General features: G+C 36.2%; 22 protein-coding genes and 1 riboswitch. Of the genes, 1 reads left to right on the top strand and 21 read right to left on the bottom strand.

Annotated elements, in window-relative coordinates; genetic code table 11:
• Positions 1 to 91 precede the first annotated feature (91 nt).
• From der to Q0Y84_RS07340, 14 genes are all read right to left on the bottom strand, one after another.
• Positions 92 to 1399: a ribosome biogenesis GTPase Der gene (gene der, locus Q0Y84_RS07405; protein ID WP_297952253.1), complete on the bottom strand. Its 1308-nt coding sequence runs from the start codon at positions 1397 to 1399 to the stop codon at positions 92 to 94.
• A gap of 70 nt (positions 1400 to 1469) precedes the next feature.
• Entirely contained in the window at positions 1470 to 2678 is a 1209-nt protein-coding gene (gene rpsA / locus Q0Y84_RS07400) for a 30S ribosomal protein S1 (protein ID WP_297952251.1), read from the bottom strand.
• 63 nt (positions 2679 to 2741) lie between these two features.
• Positions 2742 to 3422, bottom strand: coding sequence for a (d)CMP kinase (gene cmk, locus Q0Y84_RS07395; RefSeq protein WP_297952249.1), 681 nt, complete (start codon positions 3420 to 3422; stop codon positions 2742 to 2744).
• A gap of 51 nt (positions 3423 to 3473) precedes the next feature.
• Positions 3474 to 3935: an SAG1386/EF1546 family surface-associated protein gene (locus Q0Y84_RS07390; protein WP_297952247.1), complete on the bottom strand. Its 462-nt coding sequence runs from the start codon at positions 3933 to 3935 to the stop codon at positions 3474 to 3476.
• 101 nt (positions 3936 to 4036) lie between these two features.
• Entirely contained in the window at positions 4037 to 4726 is a 690-nt protein-coding gene (locus tag Q0Y84_RS07385; protein WP_297952245.1) for an ECF transporter S component, read from the bottom strand.
• Positions 4727 to 4802: 76 nt separating this feature from the next.
• A riboswitch (FMN riboswitch) is annotated at positions 4803 to 4915 on the bottom strand.
• 29 nt (positions 4916 to 4944) lie between these two features.
• Entirely contained in the window at positions 4945 to 5661 is a 717-nt protein-coding gene (locus Q0Y84_RS07380) for a pseudouridine synthase (RefSeq protein WP_297952243.1), read from the bottom strand.
• 1 nt (position 5662) lies between these two features.
• Positions 5663 to 6253 (bottom strand): SMC-Scp complex subunit ScpB, encoded by a 591-nt coding sequence (scpB, locus tag Q0Y84_RS07375; RefSeq protein WP_297952241.1) that lies wholly within the window; start codon positions 6251 to 6253, stop codon positions 5663 to 5665.
• Entirely contained in the window at positions 6243 to 6983 is a 741-nt protein-coding gene (locus tag Q0Y84_RS07370; protein WP_297952239.1) for a segregation/condensation protein A, read from the bottom strand. The genes scpB and Q0Y84_RS07370 overlap by 11 nt, the downstream gene beginning before the upstream one ends.
• Positions 6970 to 7332 carry a reductase gene (locus tag Q0Y84_RS07365; protein WP_297952237.1) on the bottom strand — a complete coding sequence of 121 codons (363 nt, stop codon included), beginning with the start codon at positions 7330 to 7332 and terminating at the stop codon, positions 6970 to 6972. Before Q0Y84_RS07365 ends, Q0Y84_RS07370 begins: the two co-directional genes overlap by 14 nt.
• An 8-nt stretch (positions 7333 to 7340) precedes the next feature.
• The gene (gene xerD / locus Q0Y84_RS07360) at positions 7341 to 8246 is read right to left on the bottom strand and encodes a site-specific tyrosine recombinase XerD (RefSeq protein ID WP_297952235.1); all 906 of its coding nucleotides are present in this window, start codon (positions 8244 to 8246) and stop codon (positions 7341 to 7343) included.
• The gene (locus Q0Y84_RS07355) at positions 8233 to 9126 is read right to left on the bottom strand and encodes a S1-like domain-containing RNA-binding protein (RefSeq protein WP_297952233.1); all 894 of its coding nucleotides are present in this window, start codon (positions 9124 to 9126) and stop codon (positions 8233 to 8235) included. Before Q0Y84_RS07355 ends, xerD begins: the two co-directional genes overlap by 14 nt.
• A gap of 126 nt (positions 9127 to 9252) precedes the next feature.
• Positions 9253 to 11022, bottom strand: coding sequence for a pyruvate kinase (gene pyk, locus Q0Y84_RS07350; protein ID WP_297952231.1), 1770 nt, complete (start codon positions 11020 to 11022; stop codon positions 9253 to 9255).
• 33 nt (positions 11023 to 11055) lie between these two features.
• A complete protein-coding gene (pfkA, locus tag Q0Y84_RS07345; RefSeq protein ID WP_005720158.1) occupies positions 11056 to 12018 on the bottom strand; it encodes a 6-phosphofructokinase in 963 nt (320 codons plus the stop codon).
• Positions 12019 to 12184: 166 nt separating this feature from the next.
• The gene (locus tag Q0Y84_RS07340) at positions 12185 to 15292 is read right to left on the bottom strand and encodes a DNA polymerase III subunit alpha (RefSeq protein WP_297952225.1); all 3108 of its coding nucleotides are present in this window, start codon (positions 15290 to 15292) and stop codon (positions 12185 to 12187) included.
• Positions 15293 to 15407: 115 nt separating this feature from the next.
• Between Q0Y84_RS07340 and Q0Y84_RS07335 the strand changes: the two genes are divergently transcribed.
• Entirely contained in the window at positions 15408 to 15626 is a 219-nt protein-coding gene (locus Q0Y84_RS07335; RefSeq protein WP_297952222.1) for a YjzD family protein, read from the top strand.
• Positions 15627 to 15688: 62 nt separating this feature from the next.
• Here Q0Y84_RS07335 and Q0Y84_RS07330 read toward each other — a convergent pair whose 3' ends face one another.
• From Q0Y84_RS07330 to obgE, 7 genes are all read right to left on the bottom strand, one after another.
• On the bottom strand, positions 15689 to 17245 hold the full coding sequence (locus Q0Y84_RS07330; protein WP_297952220.1) for a bifunctional UDP-sugar hydrolase/5'-nucleotidase: 1557 nt from the start codon (positions 17243 to 17245) through the stop codon (positions 15689 to 15691).
• 58 nt (positions 17246 to 17303) lie between these two features.
• Positions 17304 to 17492, bottom strand: a complete 189-nt coding sequence (rpmF, locus tag Q0Y84_RS07325) for a 50S ribosomal protein L32 (protein ID WP_005720154.1) — start codon at positions 17490 to 17492, stop codon at positions 17304 to 17306.
• Positions 17493 to 17593: 101 nt separating this feature from the next.
• On the bottom strand, positions 17594 to 17821 hold the full coding sequence (locus Q0Y84_RS07320; RefSeq protein WP_195922504.1) for a lipopolysaccharide assembly protein LapA domain-containing protein: 228 nt from the start codon (positions 17819 to 17821) through the stop codon (positions 17594 to 17596).
• A gap of 7 nt (positions 17822 to 17828) precedes the next feature.
• Positions 17829 to 18623: an SDR family oxidoreductase gene (locus Q0Y84_RS07315; RefSeq protein ID WP_297952204.1), complete on the bottom strand. Its 795-nt coding sequence runs from the start codon at positions 18621 to 18623 to the stop codon at positions 17829 to 17831.
• On the bottom strand, positions 18620 to 19558 hold the full coding sequence (gene rnz, locus Q0Y84_RS07310) for a ribonuclease Z (RefSeq protein ID WP_297952201.1): 939 nt from the start codon (positions 19556 to 19558) through the stop codon (positions 18620 to 18622). The genes Q0Y84_RS07315 and rnz overlap by 4 nt, the downstream gene beginning before the upstream one ends.
• Positions 19559 to 19575: 17 nt before the next feature.
• Entirely contained in the window at positions 19576 to 21492 is a 1917-nt protein-coding gene (locus tag Q0Y84_RS07305) for an acyltransferase family protein (RefSeq protein ID WP_297952199.1), read from the bottom strand.
• A gap of 18 nt (positions 21493 to 21510) precedes the next feature.
• Positions 21511 to 22815: a GTPase ObgE gene (gene obgE, locus Q0Y84_RS07300; protein ID WP_297952196.1), complete on the bottom strand. Its 1305-nt coding sequence runs from the start codon at positions 22813 to 22815 to the stop codon at positions 21511 to 21513.
• Between the last annotated feature and the right edge of the window lie 65 nt (positions 22816 to 22880).

Raw genomic sequence — 22880 nt, 5'->3', positions numbered from 1 at the left:
AAGAACCAAACAGCCTTTTAATGGTTGCTTGATTCTATTCATTTACTCATTATCAACAGGATTTGACAAAGAGCCATATTTTACTCATTTTCTATTTACGTTTACGTGGCAAAATCTTGATTGGTGTACCTGTAAAATCAAAATTCTGTCGTAATTGATTAATTAAAAAACGTTCATATGAAAAGTGCATTAATTCTGGGTCATTAACAAACACTACAAAGGTTGGAGGGTTCGTACTTACTTGTGTCATATAGTAAACACGCAATCTCTTGCCTTTGACCATTGGTGTTGGTACTAACTTACTTGCTTCAAGCAACAAATCATTTAAAACACTAGACTGAATTCGCTGATTTTGATTATCATAGACCTCTTTAACCATGTTAGGAATTTGATCTAATCTTTGTCCCGTCTTAGCAGAAACAAAAAGGATAGGGGCATAATCTAAATATTGAAATTCTTCTCTAATTTCACGCTCAAATTCTTTTGCACTAGTACTATTCTTTTTTGGTAAATCCCATTTATTAACGACAATGATAATTCCTCGTCCTGCTTCATGGGCATATCCGGCTACGTGCTTGTCCTGTTCTCTAATGCCTGTACTTGCATCAAGCACAAGCAAAACCACGTCTGAGCGTTCAATAGCACTCATAGCGCGCATTACAGAATACTTTTCCGTCTTTTCGTAGACTTTACCTCTTCTTCTAATGCCTGCCGTATCAACTACTTTGAATTTTACTCCATCATGAATAAACGGTGTATCAACAGCATCACGAGTTGTTCCTTCTTCATTAGCTACAATTACTCGATCCTCACCAAGTAATTTATTAACAATCGAGGATTTACCCACATTTGGTCGGCCAATTACACTAAAGGAAATAACATCATCAGCTTCAGTAGATTTGTCTTCTGGGAAGTCATTAACAATTTCATCAAGTAGATCACCAATACCCGTCCCATGACTACTTGAAACAGGGATTGGATCACCTAATCCTAAGCTATAAAAGTCATAAATATCACTTCTTTGTTCAGGATTATCTGCCTTATTAACAGCCAAAATGACTGGTTTTTTAGTGCGGTAAAGCAAATGAGCTATTCTTTCATCTAAATCAGTTACATGATTTACAACATTAGTTAGCATTACAATAACATCTGCTTCTTCAATGGCAATCTCAGCCTGAGCTCTAATCTCCTCTTCGATTTTGCCACCTTCCCAGGTAATACCACCAGTATCGATCAGATCAAACTTATGTCCCATCCATTCAGCTTGCGCATAATTACGATCTCGAGTAACACCTGGTTTATCCTCAACGATAGCCAAGCGTTGATTAATTATTCTGTTGAAAAGCGTTGATTTGCCTACATTGGGTTGCCCAACAATTGCAACAACTGGTAAAACCATTTTCGCCCTCCTTTATAAATCTAAACATAAATAAAAAAGCCGACTTAAGTCGGCTTTTTTATTTAAATGACTACTTACGGTCCTTTAATTGGTCACCAATGATGTCACCTAATGCAAAGCCGTTGTCGTTATCACTCATGTACTTCTTGTTTACTGAATTTTCGTTACGTGAACGACGTGGACGAGAATTATGACTTTCTGAAGAAGCATTTGAGTCAGCAGCCTTGATTGAAAGTGAGATTCTTCTATCACTTGGGTCAATGTTCAAAACCTTAACCTTAACGCTTTGACCAACCTTTAAAACATCACTTGGCTTGTCAACGTGCTTGTTTGAGATTTCTGATACGTGTACCAAACCTTGGATACCATCAGCTACTTCAACAAAAGCACCAAAGTTAGTTAATGACTTAACTTCACCTTCAAAAATATCGCCTTCATTTAAATCAGCAGTTGCTTGTTCAAATGGAGAAGGTTCAGTTTGCTTAATAGACAGGGAAATACGATGTCTGTCATTGTCAATACCAATGACCTTAACTTTAACATCTTGACCAGCCTTCAAAACATCACTTGGCTTGTCAACGTGCTTGTAAGAAATTTCTGAAATGTGAACTAAGCCGTCAACACCACCAACATCAATGAATGCACCAAAGTTAGTCAAACGAGAAACCTTACCTTCGACAACATCACCAACAACTAATTGTGATGCAACCTTATCGAATGCTTCTTCACGTTCTTCTTCAACTAAATCCTTGTGTGAAAGTATTAAACGGTTCTTGTTAGGATCGATTTCGGTAATCTTAAGCTTCATAGTCTTACCGATGTATGGCTTAAGATCTGAAACATAGCGGTTTGAAATTAATGAAGCTGGTAAGAAACCACGTGTACCAACATCAACAAGTAAACCACCACGAACTGATGAAGTTACAGTACCTTCGATAGCATTGCCTTCTTCAAAGTCCTTTTGTAACTTATCGTAAGCTTCTCTTTCCTTTAAGCGAGTAACTGAGAAGAAAAATTCACCATTTTCCTTGTCGCCACCGGCTCTTCTCAATACTAAGGCCTTGAACTTGTCACCAGGCTTAACCAAATCGCGTAAGTCTGCGTTGCGGTCTGAAGTGTATTCACGACGAGTGATAACACCTTCAACACCTGCGTTTTCAACACCAACATCGATTTGGCCGTCTTCAACGTCTAATACTTCGACATCGACAATATCTCCGACCTCAACTCCTTGCATTTGCTTTAATGCGTCTAAAAATTGATTACTGTTTTCTGACATATGTACCTCCCAATATCATGTCCCATTTTATAGGAAACTAAGATATTTTTCTACTATTTTGTGCTATTTTTTATAATTTTTTTGTTTTTTTTCGATTTGAGCTAAAATTGCCTCTACAACCTGGTCGATTGACATATTTGTAGTGTCAATTTCAATTGCATCATCTGCCTTTTTTAGTGGTGAAATCTTGCGATGAGAATCTTTATAGTCTCTTGCCGCAATATCTTTTTCAATTTCATCAACTGTTTGTTCAGACTTAATACCTCGCTCTTTAAAATCTAACATGCGTCGCTGAGCACGTGATCTAGCCGAAGCAACTAAAAAGATTTTTACTTCAGCATCAGGTAAAACAGTCGTCCCGATATCACGACCGTCCATAATTACATTCATCTTACCTGCCATCTCACGTTGCAGACTCACCATTTTTTCTCGTACTCGTGGTAAAGCAGATACTTCTGAAACGTTAGCCGAAATTTCAGGCGTTCTAATTTCTTTTGAGACGTCTTTTCCAGCTACATATACTTTTTGCTCACCATTTTCAGATTTCAATTCAATTCCATCTTCATCAATAGCTTGCAAAATACCCGCTTCATCACTATAACTTAACCCATGATTACGAGCAATTACTGTACATGCACGATACATTGCTCCCGTGTCAATATAGACAAAGGATAATTTACTTGCAATAATTTTAGCAACTGTACTTTTTCCTGCTGATGCAGGACCATCTACTGCTACTTGCATTCCAATAAAAAAGAGATCTTACCATTGACCCCTTTTATCCTTTCTGAAAGATTATTTCAACTTAAGTGTTTGGCCAGCTTCAACATTTGAAGAGTCTTTAAGATTATTTAATTTGGCTAATTCATCAACAGTCAAACCATGCTTTTCAGCAATTTCAGTCAAAGTATCCCCACTCTTAACTAAATATGTCTTAGGAGTAGTAGAACTAGTAGCTGAATTTGAACTAGTTTTTTCAGATTTTTTCTTACTCAAAGAAGATGATGAGGCTTTCTTAGCCTTCACAGATTTGGATGATTTAGAAGAAACCTTTTTAACTGTTTGAACTTCTTCAGCTTTTTCTGAATGGCCTGAAGCCAAACGATGAACAACTGGAATAAGTGCAATTAAAATAACTGCGAGAATTATAATAACTGCTATCCAACGTGCTGATCCGCTAGGCTGATTGTCCTGTGAGCTTCGCTTTTCAGTAGGTCGTTCATAATGCTTATATGGCCCCGTTGACTTTTTATCCATCAAAAATTCCTCCATTCACTTAACGGATTAATTTTAGCATATTTTACAATACTTTGAATATGAAAAATTCCATCAACTTTAAAAATTGATGGAATTATAACTTAATTTAAATTAAATCTCTTACGTACAAATGGCTTGATTGTCTTCAATGTAGCTTCAAATAACAGATAAACGGCTACCGCATTGATCAATCCTTTTAATAAATTAAATGGCACGATAATACTAAAAATATAGGTCGCCATTGATGGTAAATGTAATAATTGACCCAAATAAACTTTTTCAGTGAAGTTTAATAGTGCACCATAACCATTAATTGCTGGTAAATTAGGCACTGCAGTCACTGCATAAATCGGAGTTAGTACGTATGCATTAGCCAACGCCATTACCGCTGTCATCGCAATAATTCCAATTACCAATCCACAAATTGGTTTAATCCTGCCCAAGACTGTTTTCCGATTAGCTGCGGTAATATTTTTACTTAAACAATAAAATGGTATTGCAAAAGACATTGAAGCTAATAGTGCTGCTAAATTACCTACAAGACTCGGTAAAGCAAAGCCACTAAAAATTAAACTAAGTAGCATTCTAATTAAGGCAATGATAATTCCAGGTACAATTCCAAAAATAAACATTCCAATAGTAATGATGACATCCGAAAAATCAAACTTTAAAAATCCAACTCCAGGCATAATTGGAAATTCGAATTTCATAACCACAAATGCAATACAGCCAATCAAAGCATATGCAATAACATTAGTTAAATTACTATTCTTAACTTTTGTTTGATTCATAACTTACTTTCCTCTCTTACAACAAAAGGTCTACTGCCTCAGCAACAGACCTTAAAAAGTACAGTAAGTTTTTTTAGTCTGTCTTCTTCCATCTAGACTTTAACTATCGGTATCTAACGATTCAACCACTTTCGTGGGTCGCGGACTCTCACCGCCGGTCGGGATTTTCACCCTGCCCTGAAGACAATAACCCTTGATATTTAATTGACACTTATAATCTAATCCATCTGCATCAATTTGTCAACCTCATGCTTCGATAATTCCCGATACTGTCCAGATGTAAGCGAATCCAGAGTTAGAAAAGCATATTTTTCTCGAGCAAGTTTATCCACTAAATGTCCTACTGCTTTAAACATCCGCTTAACCTGATGATAATGTCCTTCATGAATTGTAATCTGAACGATTTGCGTATTTTTTTTATGATCTGTTTTCAGCACTTTAACTTTAGCTGGTGCCGCCTTAAAACGCTCCAGCTTTACTCCTTGCGTTAAAGTTTTGATCTCATCACTAGTCAAAACACCTTTAATTTTCGCTACATAGACTTTAGCTACTTCATTTCTTGGATGCATTAATAAATTGGCTAGCTTACCATCATTAGTCATTAAAAGCAACCCAGAGGTATCATAATCTAATCTACCTACTGGATACAAACGGTAGGGTATATCTTCAAAATAGTCTACTACCGTTTTTCTACCACGGTCATCTTCCACTGTTGAAACAACGCCTCGTGGTTTATAAAACAAATATGTGTGCAGACTTTCGCGTTCAATCGGTTCATCATCTACTGTAATGTTACTAAAAGTTTCAACTTTTGTACCTAATTTAGTAATAACATGTCCATCCACTTTAACTCGACCAGCTACGATCATTTTTTCTGCTTTTCTTCTTGAAGCAATTCCTGCTTCTGCAATTACCTTCTGTAATCGTTCTGCCATTTTATTCCTCTTTTTCTAAATCCTTATCTGCTTTCCCCTTAGAAGCAAATAAATCAACTTCTTCGCCATCCACTGCGTCTTTAAAGTCTTCAATTAATGGTAAATCAGCTAAACTACGATAATTAAAATATTGCAAGAAATAATCAGTAGTCACATATAATTTAGGATGACCTGGAGCATCTTTTTTACCATCTTGCTTAATCAAACCACGCCAAACCAATGTCTGTAGCGCTCCTGATGAATTTACGCCACGAATATCATCAATTTCAACCCTAGTAATAGGCTGACGATACGCAATTATTGCTAGAATTTCAAGAGCTGATTGACTCAAATTTTTAGTTAAATCTTTTTGAAAGTATCTTTCGATTATTTTTGATACTTGTTGACTAGTCGTCATCTTATAAGTATTGGCAATATGAATTATTTGCATTCCAGAATCTGGATCCGTGGCCATCTTCTGTTGCAAAAGTGCCACTTCTTGCTTCAGCTCATTGCCATCAATTTCTAGCAATTCAATTAAGTTTTGCTCCTCTAACCCATTATCACCTGCAACATATAAAAGGGCTTCTAGATTTGCTAATTTACTTGCCATTAGTATCCATTCTTTCTAAATTTAGATCACCAAATTCACGTGCTTGCTTAACTTGGATTTGGTGTTTTTTGCATAACTCCAACATTGCTAAAAATAGGCCAATAACATCTGAAATATTTTGCATTTGATCTACACATGCAAAAAAACTAATTTGCTTTTGTTGTTGTAATTGCCCGTGCAAAAAATCCATCATTTCATTAATTGGTGTTTCTGCTACCTTGATTGAAGCAGTATCTGTTTTATGCATTTTTAAGCGACGCAAAACCATCATAAAAGTCATCGTTAATTCTTGTGACGTTATTTGCCCTTTAGGAAGGGGCTGTATTTTTACAGTAGTTGATACACTCGCTTCTTTTGCAACTGTAATTGGAACTTCTTCATTACGTTCCTTAAAATATGCCGATATTTTCTTAAAAACAGAATATTGGACTAACTGCTGAACTAACTCGTCTCTTGGATCTTCATCAGGTTGAACATCATCTACAAAATCATTTTGTGGTAACAAGTACTGAGACTTAATTCGCAATAACGTAGATGACATGACAAAATATTCACCTGCAATTTGCAGATTTAAACTTTGCATTTTACGCAAATACTCTAAATACTGACTAGTTATCTGAGCAATTGGAATATCATAAATATCAATTTTTTGTGATTGAATTAAATGTAATAATAAATCAAGTGGCCCCTCAAAATTAGGCAATTCTAAAGTTAAATTACTTTTGTCCATTATCTTCTTCTACCGTCTTTAATAAATTTGTATATTCTGGTACTGCAGTTATACGTTTATCTGGATATTCATGTTTAAGCTCATTGATAATTTCACGTTCATAACTAATTTCACGAAAACCAGGCGCTAAAGATAAGTATCTAACAATTATAAATTGATTAGATAGTTGTGTTCCTAGCACACCTACCATATTATCCTGCTCATTACGATACAAATACAGAATAAAATCACTTTCATTTTGATTAAGCTCTATTTCTTCTCTTAAATTTTCAATATTTTTAAAATCAGGCAAATAGGATAATAATCCCATCGCTATTTTTTCATAATCTTTTTTATACTGGATTAACATTTCATCACCTAAAGACGTGGGTGTGTCTTTTGATAAACCTGTAAAATTTGTTTTTGCGATAAGTTGGTATAAATTTGAGTTGTACTGATATCAGAGTGTCCTAAGATTTCTTGGACAACACGTAAATCTGCACCATTTTCTAATAAATGCGTAGCAAATGTATGTCGTAAGGTATGAGGAGTAACGTCTTTTGTAATTGCAGCCATTTGACAATATTTTTTAATCATTTGCCAAATAGCTTGTCTCGTAATTTGCTTTCCTCGATTATTTAGAAAAATATGTTCATCATTTTTACCTACATGCAAAATGAGCGGATCTCGAACTTCTTTTTCGTATCTTTTTATCCAGTCAAGTGCAACCGGGCTGATAGGAATTAATCGTTCTTTCTCCCCTTTGCCCAAAACTCGAACCAATCCTAAATCATCATGTAGATCTTGCAATTCCAGATTAATTAATTCACTTACCCGCATTCCTGTAGCATACAAGGTTTCTAAGATTGCGCGATCACGTACACCGAGCTTGCGTTTAGTATCTGGCTGTTCAAGTAATTTATTCATTTCAGTTTGCGACAATGCTGTGGGCAAACGTCGCTCCTTCTTAGGTAAATCAATTTCTAACATTGGGTTCAGTTTTTGGATATTTTGTCGGGCGAGCCATTGATAAAATCTTCGCATGCTAGAAATTAATCGGCTAATTGAACTAGTTGCCTTATTTAAATCATGTTGTCGAGCTAAAAAAGCATCTACATCGCTTGCCTCAGTTGGCCATGAAGTCATACCCTCATTTTTAACAAAGCTGCGAAATTCTTCTAAATCTTGACGATATGCATTAATTGTATTATCACTTAGTCCACGTTCAACTTGGCTATAACGCAAATAATCATCAATTTGATCTTTTAAATTACTCTTCGCCATTCTCGTTCACTTCTGGATCCTTAATTAAAGTAATTGTTCCTGCTGTCTTATCTTCTTCAATTAAACCCGCTTTGAGCAAATGACCGATAGCACGTTTAAAAGCTGATTTGGAAATACCAAAATATGACTTAATCTCTTGTGCGCTTGATTTGTCATAAAAAGGCAAAGTTTTAGTTTCTCTTCTACGTAAACTCATTAAAATCATTTGTGCATCATCATCAATTTCCTCAAAAGCACGAGGTAAAGCACTTAAATTCAAGCGTCCATATTGACTAACACCAATTACTCTCCCTTTAAATTGCTCACCTAAGCGCATTGGTCGAGGCATCTGTGATTCATGTACAAAACCTAAGTAATAATCACTTGTTAAAACAAAAGCACCAATTTCACGTGTAGCATAAACTGTTGCAAAAATATTTTCATTATTCATCCCATGAGGAAAATTAGCTGCCAATTGGTCAAAAATATTTTCATCTGCTAGTTTAGCCCAAATACGATTTTTTTCATCTGTTTCTAGTCTTACTAAAAGACGATCATCTCGTCGTGGCCATCTCTCCTTATCTCTAGGAAGATCATCCATTGATAGCGCAACGTCTTTATCAGGTAACCCTACGTCAACAAAAACTCCTAGACCTGGACGAACTTCAGTGACTTTACCCCAACCATATTGATCTGGCTGAGCAAAAGGCAAAAACTGAGTCATTTCACGGTCATGTTCTTTATTATCATAGATAAATCCCTCAACTTCATCTCCTATCTTAGGAAGATCATCTTGTGTAATTTCAATCTTTTTTAACTCATAAGTTACACCATCGATTTGAATATAATAAGCTTTATCATTCTCATCGATAATTTTTCCTTTGCAAACTGTTCCAAGCATTTAAAATTCTCCTACTTTACATATTCTTACATATAAGTATAAGAGATTTTTGAGCAAAATAAAATAGCCAGCTCTAAAGCTGACTATTTTTTGATTAGCTAATCTATCTAAATTATATTCTCAAAATTAAAGATTTGAGATTTCGCCTTGGTAGATAGCACCACGACGAGCATCAACAGTAATAGTTGAACCATCAGAAATCTTACCAGTAGCATCAGTAGCACCAACAACAACTGGGATACCTAATGATAAACCGATAACTGCAGCGTGTGAAGTCAAACCTGAAGCTTCAACAACTAAACCTGAAGCCTTCTTGATAGCTGGGTTGTAGTCTGGGTCAGTAGTCTTAGCAACTAAGATGTCGCCTTCCTTAACCTTGCTGTTTGCTTCTTCAGCTGAGTTAGCTACAACTGCCTTGCCGATAACTGAACCGTTACCAACACCTAAGCCTTGAACTAACTTGTTACCGATAATTTGCAACTTCATCAAGTTAGTTGTACCTGAGTCACCAAGTGGAGTACCAGCAACGATAATTACAAGGTCGCCGTCCTTTACGTAACCCTTTTCCTTAGCTACCTTAGCAGCCATTTCAAACATGTCATCAGTTGACTTAGGCTTTTCAGTCAATACTGGTTGTACGCCCCAAACGATACCCAATGAGTGTTGGATCTTTTCGTCGAAGGTCATAGCAATGATGTCTGCATTTGGACGGTACTTAGAAATCATACGTGCAGTGTAACCTGAGTTCGTTGCAGTAATGATAGTCTTAACACCTAATTCTTGAGCAGTACGTACAACTGATTCACCAATAGCTTCAGTTACGTTTGAACCCTTGTAAGCTTCAAATCTTTGAAGTGCTAAAGTATTACGCTTAAGCATTTGCTTTTCAGTACGTTCGTCAATTTCAGCCATAGCCTTAACAGCCTTAACTGGGTAAAGACCATTTGCTGATTCACCTGAAAGCATGGTTGCGTCAGTACCATCAAGAACTGCGTTAGCAACGTCTGAAACTTCGGCACGAGTTGGACGTGGGTTTTCTTGCATTGAGTCAAGCATTTGAGTAGCAGTAATAACTGGCTTACCAAGTGCGTTAGCCTTACGGATTAAGCTCTTTTGTACAAATGGAACTTCCATGAATGGAATTTCAACACCCATGTCACCACGAGCAACCATTAAACCGTCTGAAACTTGTAAAATTTCGTCTGCGTTGTCGATACCTTCTTGAGATTCAATCTTTGGGAAGATCTTAACGTAGTCAGCACCTGCTTCTTCACAAAGCTTACGGATGTCTAAGATATCTTGAGCCTTACGTGCAAATGAAGCAGTAATGAAGTTAATACCGTAGTTCAAACCAAATTTAATGTCATCAGTATCCTTTTCAGTAATACCTGGAAGGCGAATTTCAACACCAGGAGCGTTAACCCCCTTCTTTGAACCAATAACACCAGTGTTTTGAGCTTCACAAACAAGTTCTCTCTTTGAGTCGTCCTTTTCTTTAATCAAAAGGTCAACCAAACCATCATCGATTAATACGTGACCACCAACGTGAGTATCATCGTATAAACCATCGTAGGTAACGTGAATCATGTCCTTGTTACCCTTCTTGGTAGCATCCATTGATACACGGATCATGTCACCAGTATTAATAGTGAACTTGCCACCTTCTTGTTCAGTGGTTCTGATTTCAGCACCCTTAGTGTCAAGGTCGATACCAAGAAGCATACCAGTATCTTTTTCCACTTGACGAACCATCTTCATACGAGCAAGGTGTTCTGGGTGGTCACCGTGTGAGAAGTTGAAACGGAATACGTTTGCACCAGCCTTAGCTAAAGCAGTAATAGTTTCAATATCGTTTGAAGCTGGCCCTAAAGTACTAACAATCTTAGTTTTCTTCATTATTAAAAAAATCCTCTCCAAAAATCAACCAAATTAATATTTAGTCATTTCTTCATTTACATCCAATAACGCATAGTCGCCTTGGTGTTTACCGTCAAACAGATCAAGAATGTCGTGGGTATTAAGTTCACCATTCTCCATGCCGACAGCTAAACCGCCCTTCCCATCGAGAAGTAACTTAACAGCATAATTACCCATCTTAGTAGCATTAACTCTATCTGTAACAGTAGGTGAGCCACCACGTTGCATATGCGCAAGGACATTAGCACGAGCATCAAAGTCACCATATTTAAGGAGTTCGTCCTTAAACTTATCAGCGGCCATAACGCCTTCTGCTAAGACAATGATACCATGATCTTTGCCATCTGCAAAACCACGAGTAAGAGTTTCTGCAATTTCCTTCACATCATATGAACGTTCAGGAATTACAATTGCGTCTGCTCCACTTGCTACACCGACACGCATAGCAATATCACCACATTCACGACCCATTACGTTGACAACGAATACGCGGTGGTGACTACTTGCAGTATCACGAATCTTATCGATAGCATCCATAGCAGTACGACAAGCAGAATCAAAGCCAATCGTGTAGTCAGTATAAGGAATATCATTATCGATAGTTCCTGGTAAACCGACTGAGTTTACGCCGTGGCGAGTCAAGGCTAAAGCACCATGGTATGAACCGTCACCGCCAATTACGATAACCGCATCAATACCGTGCTTCTTTAATTGCTCAACACCCTTTTGTTGCACTTCTTCTTGCGCAAATTCTGGGAAACGAGCACTGTACAAGAAAGTACCGCCTTCACTAATCTTATGGTCAACATTTTCCGTAGTAAGCGGAACAAAGTCACCTGCAACCAAACCAGCGAAACCATAACGAATTCCAAAGACTTCAAGTCCATGATGGATAGCTGTCTTTGTTACAGCTCTAATTGCTGCATTCATACCAGGGGCGTCTCCGCCACTAGTTAAAATACCAATCCGTTTCATGAATTCACCTCATCATGATTATTTTGTGTAATTTCTCACATCACATAAATATTAACATTTTTTAAGCCAAAAAGCTCACAAAAATTGGGCTAATTTCTGCTTTCTTTTCTTCTTTAAATTGTTAGCACTTACATGTCTTATCAATGGTAACTTCATAATTTAAACTTTATTCTTTAAAGTTGACTTTTCGCAAATTGGTTAAGAAATATTGCTTCTTATTCTGATTAAAACGATCTCCCTGAACCTTAACTCCTAATAAATAAATATTGCCTTCTTTTAAAATAGGAACTACTTTTTCATAAGTTTGTGGGAAAATAATAAATTCCTGTTCACTTGATGTATCAGCAAAACTAGCAAAAGCCATCGTTTTTCCGTTTTTGGTTCTAATTTGCTTTAATTTCGTTAATTTTCCTACACTAATTCCTGTCTCATTTAATTGAAATTGATTTAATGGTTGAGCATTAAACTTTTGGGCATATTTTTGAATAGCCATTAGAGGAGTAGTTGTCGTAGAAAAGCCAAGTGCTTTTTCCTCCATTTCTGCTTTTTGTGCGGCAGTTGGAGGATCGGCAGGCTTTAAGGGAGCATCCCCCAATATCTCAGATAATGACATATTTTGGCCGGTTAATTGCACATTAGCAATTATATCCTTACAGTTGATTAACAGCTCATTGCGATTATCTTCAATTTCATCAAAGGCTCCAGCCATAATCAGTGCTTCAATTGAATCAACTTGCAAAAACTTAACATTAATTTTTCGTAAAAAATCGTTAAACGATTTATATGTTTTAGTATTAGCAGCTATTTCTTTAGCAAAATCAATTCTTAAACCTTTAATTGCTTTTAAACCAACTAAAATTTTTCCATCCCGCAAAGTATAATTCAACTGACTATGATTAATATCAGGCGGCAGAATACGTACTCCTACTTCTTGAGCCTGCATTATATAGCCTTGTGCCTTAGCGGACGTTGCTGAATTGAGCATTGCCGTATAAAAAGCAGCTGGATAATGTACTTTTAAATATGCTAACCAAAAGGCAATTTTAGTATAAGCTACAGCATGTGAGCGATTAAAACCATAATTAGCAAATTGCTCAATATAATGATATACTCGCTCTCCAACTTCTTTAGAATGTCCATTTTTAACAGTACCTGCAATAAACTTATCACGTTCTTGTTCAATTACATCTTGTTTCTTTTTAGACATTGCACGCCGCAAGATATCAGCTTCTCCTAGTGAAAAACCAGCTAGTCTTTGTGCTGTTTGCATAACTTGTTCTTGATAAACCAAAATGCCATAAGTTGGCTGTAAAATTTGCTTCAAACTTGGATCTGGATACTGAACAGCAGCTTTACCATTTTTTCGCGCAATAAAAAGATCAATGTTTTGCATTGGGCCCGGACGATATAAAGCATTAACTGCTACTAAATCTTCAAAATTATCAGGATGCAGTTTACGCAAAACATCCCGAATACCATTAGACTCAAATTGAAAGATAGCATCGGTTTTCCCTTGCTGAAACAGTTTAAGCGTCTGTGGATCATTTAATGGAATTGTATTCGGATCTAACTTAACTCCTTGCCGCTGTATTAAAGCTAAAACATTTCCTAAAACGGTCAAATTGCGCAAACCCAAAAAGTCAATTTTTAATAGACCTAATGATTCAACATATTTTTTAGTTTGCTGAGTCACAGGGATGCCTAAAGGCCCAGCTTGCAAGCCTGAAATACCAGCAATTGAATCATCGCTAATTACCAAACCAGCAGCATGAATAGAATAATGTCTCGGTAATCCCTCAAGTTCTACAGCGGTTTTAAATAATAACTTATTCTCTGGCGTAGCATCAACAAGTAGCCTTAAGTCTCTTGATTCTTGGTATACCTGCTTTAAATCTATTTTATTCTTAGAATGCGGAATTGCATGAGTCCATTTATCAACTTCTGGCATAGTTAAACCAAAAGCTCGCCCTACATCTCTTAAAACTTGTTTAGCAGCCATCGTACCAAAAGTTAAAATTTGTGCAGCATGATCCATGCCATATTTTTGGTACATATATTTAATTACCATATTGCGTTGAACATCAGGAATATCCAAATCAATATCTGGCATTTCATGTCGAGCTGGATTCAAAAAACGCTCAAATAATAAATGATATTGAATGGGATCAACTTCAGTAATTCGCAAAGCGTAAGAAACTAGCGAGCCACACGCCGATCCACGACCAGGACCAGTAGTAATTTTAGTGCGATGACAATAATTGATTACGTCCCATACAATCAAAAAGTAATCATCAAATCCCATCTGGTTAATAACCCGCAATTCATAATTTAGTCTCTTTTGATATTCGGCTGGAATGTCTTTTTGACCAAATCTGGCTTGCAAACCGGTTTGAGCCAAATAATGCAAATATTCTTCTGAAGTCGAAAACTGATCTTGATGGTATTTAGGTAAGACTGGCTTTTGAAAAACTACCTCTGCATTACATTTTTGAGCAATTTTCCAAGTATTATTAATTGCTTCGTCTAAATCGAATTGGTGATAACGTTCCAAAATACTTTGAGCAGAATCTAAATAATGTGATCCAGCTTGCTTAGCTAAAGGCAAAATATCTTGCAGTTTCTCTCCTTTAGCAATTGATCGTAATGTTTTTTGTAAAAATTGATCATGCGGCTGTAGATACTGACTGTCTTCTACCGCAACCAAAGGCAACTCAAATTGCTTGCCAAGCTCACGCACATAATTAATATAATCTATACTTGCTTTTGAGGCATAAATACCCAAATACAGTTCTCCTGTTAACTGTTTTAACTGTCTCACATAATCACTGCCCAATGCTTGATTAGTATCATAAAGTGCCCTTAATTCACTTTTCAAATTGGCAGGTACAATAATTAACAGATCATTCAAATATTTAGTTAACTCTTTTAAGGTCAAAACCTTATCATTTTGACCATTCTCTGTTAACAAATTTACCGCACTCGAAAGTCGCAATAAATTATGATATCCCTGATTCGTTTTGGCAAAAACTAACAAATCGTATTTCTGAGTGCTATCAATTAAACCATTTAAGCGCAATTGCATCCCTAAAAGTGGTTTAATTCCCGCCTTTTTAGCCAATTCATAAAAATTGACCAAACCATAAGTTACATTTACATCTGCTAGTCCAATTGCAGGATAGCCTTTTGCTTTAGCTGTTTTTATTAAATCGTTTATCTTAGTCGGACTAGTTAACAAAGTGAAAGAGCTTAGGTTTTGGAGTGCTGCTACTTGCATAAACTAACCACCTTTCATCACTACATATATTAAATTAAGTATACCAAATTGACTCAATCAGGTTTGAATTTGCGCTTTATTTTTGATAAAATCTTACACGAAAGAAGGAATCATTATGGGTCGCTATATCATTACAATTGTATGGAGCGTAATCTACATGTTAGTTGTAGGCTTTATTGCTGGTCCTTTAACCCAAAGTGCTGCATTTGACGGTACAGACCTTAAGAACTGCGTAATCGTGGGTGTCATCTTTGGTATTCTTTTCTCAGCAATTATTGCAACTATTACCGCTCATTCACATAAAGACAATAGTAAATACAGTAAGTTAAAATAATTATTAAATTTAATAAAAAAGACGTGAGATGGTTTGTTCTCACGTCTTTTTTATTGTTTTCACTAATAAAACTTATAATTCTTTTTGGTATCTACTTTAACTGACCCATGAGTCAAGTACTCACTAAACATTTGTACATAGTCCTTATCCAAAGTGGTTTCAATTTTATCCATGCTATATTCAGGATAAAAACCACCGCCCATGGCCCGATAATTATTAACTGCTAAATGATAAATTTGATCATCCTTAATCGATTGACCATGCAAACTAAGTTTAGTTAACCGTTCACCTACTGGTTTTGATAAATCTGCCTCGTATTCAACTGGATAAAAGACATCAAAATGATAAAGCATTGGCTTAGGTTTAATCCAGCGATCAATAAAGCCAATTTTGCCATTTTCATCTTTCTTCAAAAAGCCAGCTGAATACTCAATAATATGACGTAGCTCTTTACCAGTCAATTTCACACGACATAATTGATTAGCATATGGATAATTTAATAAAACGTCTCTCATCGTAATTGTCTTATCAAAACCTTTAGCTGTCTCACTCATTACTGCAGTTGCTGAAACATCTGCCTTAGTAAACCATAATTGCATTTGCTGAATTAAGTTAATAAATGGGGCGCCTTCTATTCTACCCTTCATTGCATTCTCAATTCGCGCTGGTTGATCTAAATGAGCAATTGGTTGATCTAGCCATGCTTGCGTTCTTCTATCCAAATCTGACACAATATCAACAATTGCTGGATCAGGTTCATAATCCTTAGTATCAATCAACTTCGTGGTCATTGAATTAATCTTTTTAGTATTATCATCAATATCAAGAATAACTTCAGCAACAGCTTCACCGCGATAGCCAGGTTGAACAATAGCTGTATCACGAGTAACCAAATTCAAACGTCGATGTTGGTGACCAGTTAATAAAACATCAACTTCTGGAATTTCAGTTAAAATCTGATAAGCTTCATTTTCACCACTATGAGGCTCTGTGGCCCTTCCAGACTCAGGATCACTCTCAAACCCACCGTGATACATGACAGCTAAGACATTAACTTGTGGTCGTAAAATCTTAGCACAATGCTTAATTTTTTCATAAGCAGAAACAAATTTTAAACCAGCCACATTTTCTTTAGGCTCCCAATGTGGAATATATTGAGTTGTTATTCCTAATAAACCAATTTTTAAGCCATTTCTTTTGATAATAGTATATTCTCTACCAAAAAATGGGACTTCAGTTTCTGCATCTAATACATTGTCATTGATAATTGGAGCCTCATTATTATCCACATAATAGCTTAAATAATCTAAGCCAAAATTAAAGTCATGGTTACCTAAGCAACGTGCATCATATCCTACAGCGTTATATGCTTCTGTAAAAGTGCGCAGATCACTGTAATCACCCGTAGAGTGAGCATAAGAAGCAAGAGGTGAACCTTGCAAACAGTCCCCAGCATCAGTTACAACAACATTATTAGCGCCATATTTTTTCTTTTCTGCTTTTATAACTGAACTAACTCGGCTCAAACTAAAAGACGCATTATAATCCGTTTTATTCTGATAATCAGTTGGCAATAAAAAGCCATGCGTATCACTAGAATGTAAAAATACTAACTGCATAATCCTTTTCCTTTTTCTTAGGCATAAAAAAAGACACCATATTACAGGTGTCTTTTAACTAGTTATTGCTGTTGTCGTTGTTATTTACAACTTGACGACCCTTGTAATAACCCTTTGGTGAAACACGGTGGCTTAAGCGGTATTCACCAGTAGTTGCATCATAGTGCATTGCTGGAACACTCAACTTAATGTGACCACGACGTGAACGTTTCTTTTGTTTAGAAGTATGTCTTGCAGGAACTGCCATTTAATTGATCTCCTTTATTGTAGTCTTAAGCTTCAAAATCAAATGATTCTGAATTACTCACGTGATTCAATGATACTATTCAATTGCTAATAAATCAAGATCTATTCAGTTTTCTTTTCTTTTTTCTTGAAGATTCCTTTGGAATCACGATCAAAAAACCAAGCAATAATCATGCCAATAATTACCATTACTACTAATACAATAATTAATGGCAACTTTACTTTAAAAAAGCCAAAATTAATTGCAACAGGTGATGTATTTAAAACCACAAAAATAACTGCAATTAAAGCAACAATTGAACCTATAATTAAATTTCTTTGTTTTTCCATTTTCCCTTTACTTTCTAGAAGCAAACTTTAAAGAAATCTCATCACCAATTGTTGGAAACAGATTATACAGTTTAGCTGCTAAAGCCAAACTAAGTGGCAAGTTCAATTCACGTTTGTCACTACCAAAGAAGTGTACTACTTGCCAAGCAACATCGTCTGGATCTAGCATAAACTCTTGAACATTTTTGACATAATTTCCAGTCTTATCCGCTACATTAAAGAAATTAGTGTAAACAGGGCCCGGGTTAACTGTCATTACTTTAACGCCAAATGGCTTTAATTCTAACCGTAAGACATTTGAAAATTGAATTACAGCAGCTTTAGAAGCACTGTAGGCAGCTGACTTAGTAGTTGGTACTTTACCAGCAATTGAACCAAAGTTAATGATTTGACCGGTCTTTTGCTCCATCATGACCCGACCAACTAAACGAGTGAAGTACATCAAGCCTAAAACATTCACTTGGAACATGTTGGTAACATCTTGCATCTTTTGGTCCATAAACTCTTCAAACTTGCCAAAACCAGCACAATTAACTAAAAAGTCAATATGTTTTACTTGTTTAGTAATTGCATTAAAAGTTTGTTCAATTTCTTCTGGTTTACCCATGTCCGTTGGAAAAACATAAGCTTCAGCACCAGATAGTTCCTTAGCTTCTGCTGCAATTTCATCTAATTGTTCTTTTCTTCTAGCAATTAAAATTACAGTAGCACCACGTCCGGCACTTTCAAGGGCAATGGAGCGTCCAATCCCACTTGAAGCACCTGTAATTACAACAACTTTATTTCTTAACGAGTCTTTCATTTTTCTGAGCCTTTCATTGGAATATCAATTCGATCAAAATCATTAACTAATACTGTATTAGGAAATACTTTTTTAGCCTGCTTTTCTAATTTCTTAGCCTTTGCCCCCATATAACGAGCAGAAATATGATTTAGACATAATAATTTTACATTATCTTCTAGCGCAACCTTAGCAGCTTCAACCGAAGTCGAGTGATAATAATTATGTGCCATCTTCTGTTCATCCCCTGAAAAAGTTGATTCATGAACCAAAACATCTGCATCTTTAGCCAAACGAACAATGCTTGGCGTAGAACGTGTATCATAGATTACTGTCACAATTCTGCCTGACTTAGCAGGCCCGAGAAAGTTTTTACCATCCAAAACTGTTCCATCTGCTAAAGTTATTTGCTCACCATTCTTCAATTTTCCTAGAAGTGGTCCGTTAGGAACATTGTACTGTGCTAATTTATCAATTAATAATTCGCCTGGATGTGAAGCCTCAATTACTCTAAAGCCAAAACTAGGTATCCGGTGATCCAATTGCTCCGTATATACTTTAAAACCTTTATCTTCACAAATCAGTCCAGGTTTTGATAATTCCACAAACTTGATCGGGTATGATACTTTAGTCCGAGATATCTTGAGTGAAGTTCTAACAAATTCTTCAATACCACTTGGGCCATAAATAGTAATCGGTCCAACATCGCCCTGAAAAGAACGCGTTGATAGCAACCCTGGTAACCCAAAAATATGATCGCCATGATTATGTGAAATAAAAATTTTGGTAATTTTTCGTAATCTAATATTTGTTCTTAAAATTTGGTGCTGAGTTGCTTCACCTACGTCAAACAGCCAGATTTCATTCAATTCATCTAGCAGCTTAAGCGCAACGCTAGAAACATTGCGCTGCTTTGAAGGTTGCCCAGCGCCAGTACCTAAAAATTGTAATTCCATGAAAATCCTATTCTAATCTAAAATTTTGAATGCTTAACAATTGTTTTGGTAATCAATGCGCTATAATATTTTGACCCCTTTAAATTAGGATGGGTATGATCGCCGTAGAACCAATTAGGATGATTCTTCGAGTACGAGTACCAATCAATTATTATAAGATTATGATACCGTTTTGCACCTTGCTTTAGCAAATTATTCACTGAATTTTGCCAATCTCTAGTTGGAACATGAACATTAATCCAAAAAACTTTTCTCTTAGGCCCAGCTTGATGCATTATTCGATCGAGATCCTCCATTGAAAAAGGCCCGTTAGTTCCTAAGCCAATTAAGATATTATCTGCCAAAACTCCCTGATTTTGATAACTATCTAACAAACCAAAAGCAACATTCAATTGTCTTGAAACAGCGGCATCAATTAACGCTTTAGGCATTAATTGTTTTAAATCGTTACTTGAACCAGCCATTACCGAATCGCCAATCGCAGTTACTTGAACACGTTGAGCTAATTGCAAGTCTAACTGAGAAATGCCATATTTAACAAAAGACTTGTTAACAGGATGTTTTTTAGCTTGAAGCTCAGCTTCGCGAATAATTTTAGATTTCTTCTCTTTTTTCTTTTTCTCTTTCTTCAGCTTTTTAATTAATTTAGCATTATCTGTTTTTTGTTTTTTAGAATTTTGGTTGATTCGCTGTGCTAACTGACTTTTATTAAAGTCTTCTGCTTTTACTCGGGGTGAAATCGCAATAGCCGCTGAACCTAAAATTAAAATCAAAGCTGCTAAAGCTGCTTGACATTTCTTAAAGTAATCTCTTGTTTCAAGATTAAAAATTCGAGCAAAATACTGCTTAGTTTTATCCCAGCTAATCTTACTCATAGGTCTTTCAATCAAACGATAAGTAATTTCGGTAATCACTAAGATTAAAATCACTTCAATAATGTGATACAACACTGGATTATCGCCAATATTTACCTTATCTTCAAAAAAGATCATCACTGGGAATTGATACAGGTAGATACCGTAGCTTCGCGAGCCAATCCAATCAAATAATTTATTAGTTAGAATTTGATTCCAATGACTACCTGGATGGGCAATTACCGCTACTAAAATACATACATCTAGTGTAAATAGCAGCATCCCGCCAGCATAAGTAAAGGCTTGTTGAGGATTCATCCACCTAGAGAAAAACATCATTAACATTAAAGCAAATGAAGCCAAGCCCACCAAATCAAGCATCACACTGACTTTTCGCTCAACTTGTTGACTTAAGCCCTCAATCGGCCAAACCACTGCCAATGCTGCACCTAATCCTAAAGAAAAGAATCGAGTATCAGTTCCGTAATAAATTCGGTTAATATCTGCCTTTAAAAAGTACAGGATTGTCATTTCTAATGCAGAAACAGCCGACAAGCCAACTAAAATCCAAAAAATATTTTTCTTCTTTTTAGCAAGTTTAACTAATAAATAAATGACAATTGGCCAAACAATATAGAATTGTCCTTCAATTGACATCGTCCATAGATTAGTGAATGGTGATTCATTAGCCGCAAAACGCTCAAAATAACTTTGTCCATTATGAATTTGCCAAAAATTAAACATATTTAATAAATTCGCAAATACAATTTGATTTAATTTAGCCAGCAAATTGCGCTGAAAAATAAAGATATAAGCTGCACTTAGCCATAAAACAGTAATCAATTGCGGATATAATTTTTTTATCCGACTCAAATAAAAGTGACGATTATTATATGAACCTGTTTGATCATATGAATTAAGCATATGATCTGTCACTAAGTATCCTGAGAGTACGAAAAAAATCGGTACTCCCAGATATCCTCCTATAAAGGAATTAGGATCAAGATGATAAAGAATTACCCCAATAACTGCTAATGCTCTAAGGCCAGAATACCCTGTAATAAACCGATTTTTTTTCATATTCTATCTCTACTACTCTTATTGTACGAATTCAAAGACAAACTTGCCAATAGCCACATCGTCACCATTAACAGCTCCCTTTTCACGTAGTGCGTCATCAACGCCCAAGCGTTTAAGCCTTCTTGCCAAACGCATAATACCGTCTTGGTGATCTAAATTGGTCATTTGAACTAATCTTTCTAATTGTTCACCCTTAACGATAAATTCATGTTCACCGACTTGTTCAACTGTAAATTCATTCTTTTGTGGTGCCTGATATTTGTATTCTTTAGTCTTTTGTGCAAGCTTAGGTTGTACTTCAGCCCGTTCTTGTTCAACCTCAGCCACTAAGTTGGCAGTATCCGACATCAACTTGTTTACCCCTTTATGAGTTACACTTGAAATCTCATAAATAGGTTCATTATTTTCTTCTGCTTTTAACGCTTTTTTAAACTCAGCTAATTTTTCCTCAGCACCAGAAATATCCATTTGTGAAGCTACAATCAATTCTCGCTTCTTGGACAAGTCAGTTTCGTAATTTTTAAGTTCTTTTTTAATGGTATGGTAATCATCAATTGCTTCACGACCATTATTAGGATCCATTGAAACTAAATGTAAGATTACTTTGGTTCTTTCAACGTGACGTAAAAATTGAATTCCTAGGCCAACGCCTTGACTAGCCCCTTCAATTAATCCTGGCAAATCTGCCATTGAAAAATCACGACCATCTGGCAAAATAACCATTCCTAAATTAGGAGTCAAAGTCGTAAATTGATAAGCAGCAATCTTTGGCTTTGCCTTAGTTGTTACTGATAACAATGTTGACTTACCAACTGAAGGGAAACCAACTAAACCAACATCGGCCAGCAATTTCAGCTCTAAGCGTAAAACACGATCTTCACCTGGTTCACCATTTTCAGCAATTTCTGGTGCGGTATTAACACTAGTAGCAAAATGAATATTGCCGCGGCCACCGCGACCACCTTTAGCAACAACTAATTCTTGACCTTTTTCAGTTAAATCGCCAATCAATTCATTAGTATCATAATCGTATACAGTAGTTCCCACTGGAACCTTTAAATAAAGATCTTTGGCAGCACGACCATATTGTGACTTAATCCGGCCATTTTCTCCACTATCCGCCTTAAACTTACGCCGGTAGCGAAAATCCATTAAAGTTCTTAAGCCGCTGTCAGCAACAAAAATAATACTGCCGCCACGGCCCCCATCACCACCAGCTGGACCGCCATTAGGAACGTATTTTTCATGGCGGAAAGCCACCATGCCATCGCCGCCTTTTCCGGCTTGTACTTCAATTTTAGTTTGATCAACAAATGTAGGCATGTTTATCTCTTCCTTCCGTCTCAATCTAACTTTTAATACTATACCACAGAAACGCGCATGATATC

It is taken from the genome of uncultured Lactobacillus sp. (assembly GCF_947367125.1).
Classification (GTDB): domain Bacteria; phylum Bacillota; class Bacilli; order Lactobacillales; family Lactobacillaceae; genus Lactobacillus.
This window is presented reverse-complemented; position numbering and strand designations above follow the sequence as displayed.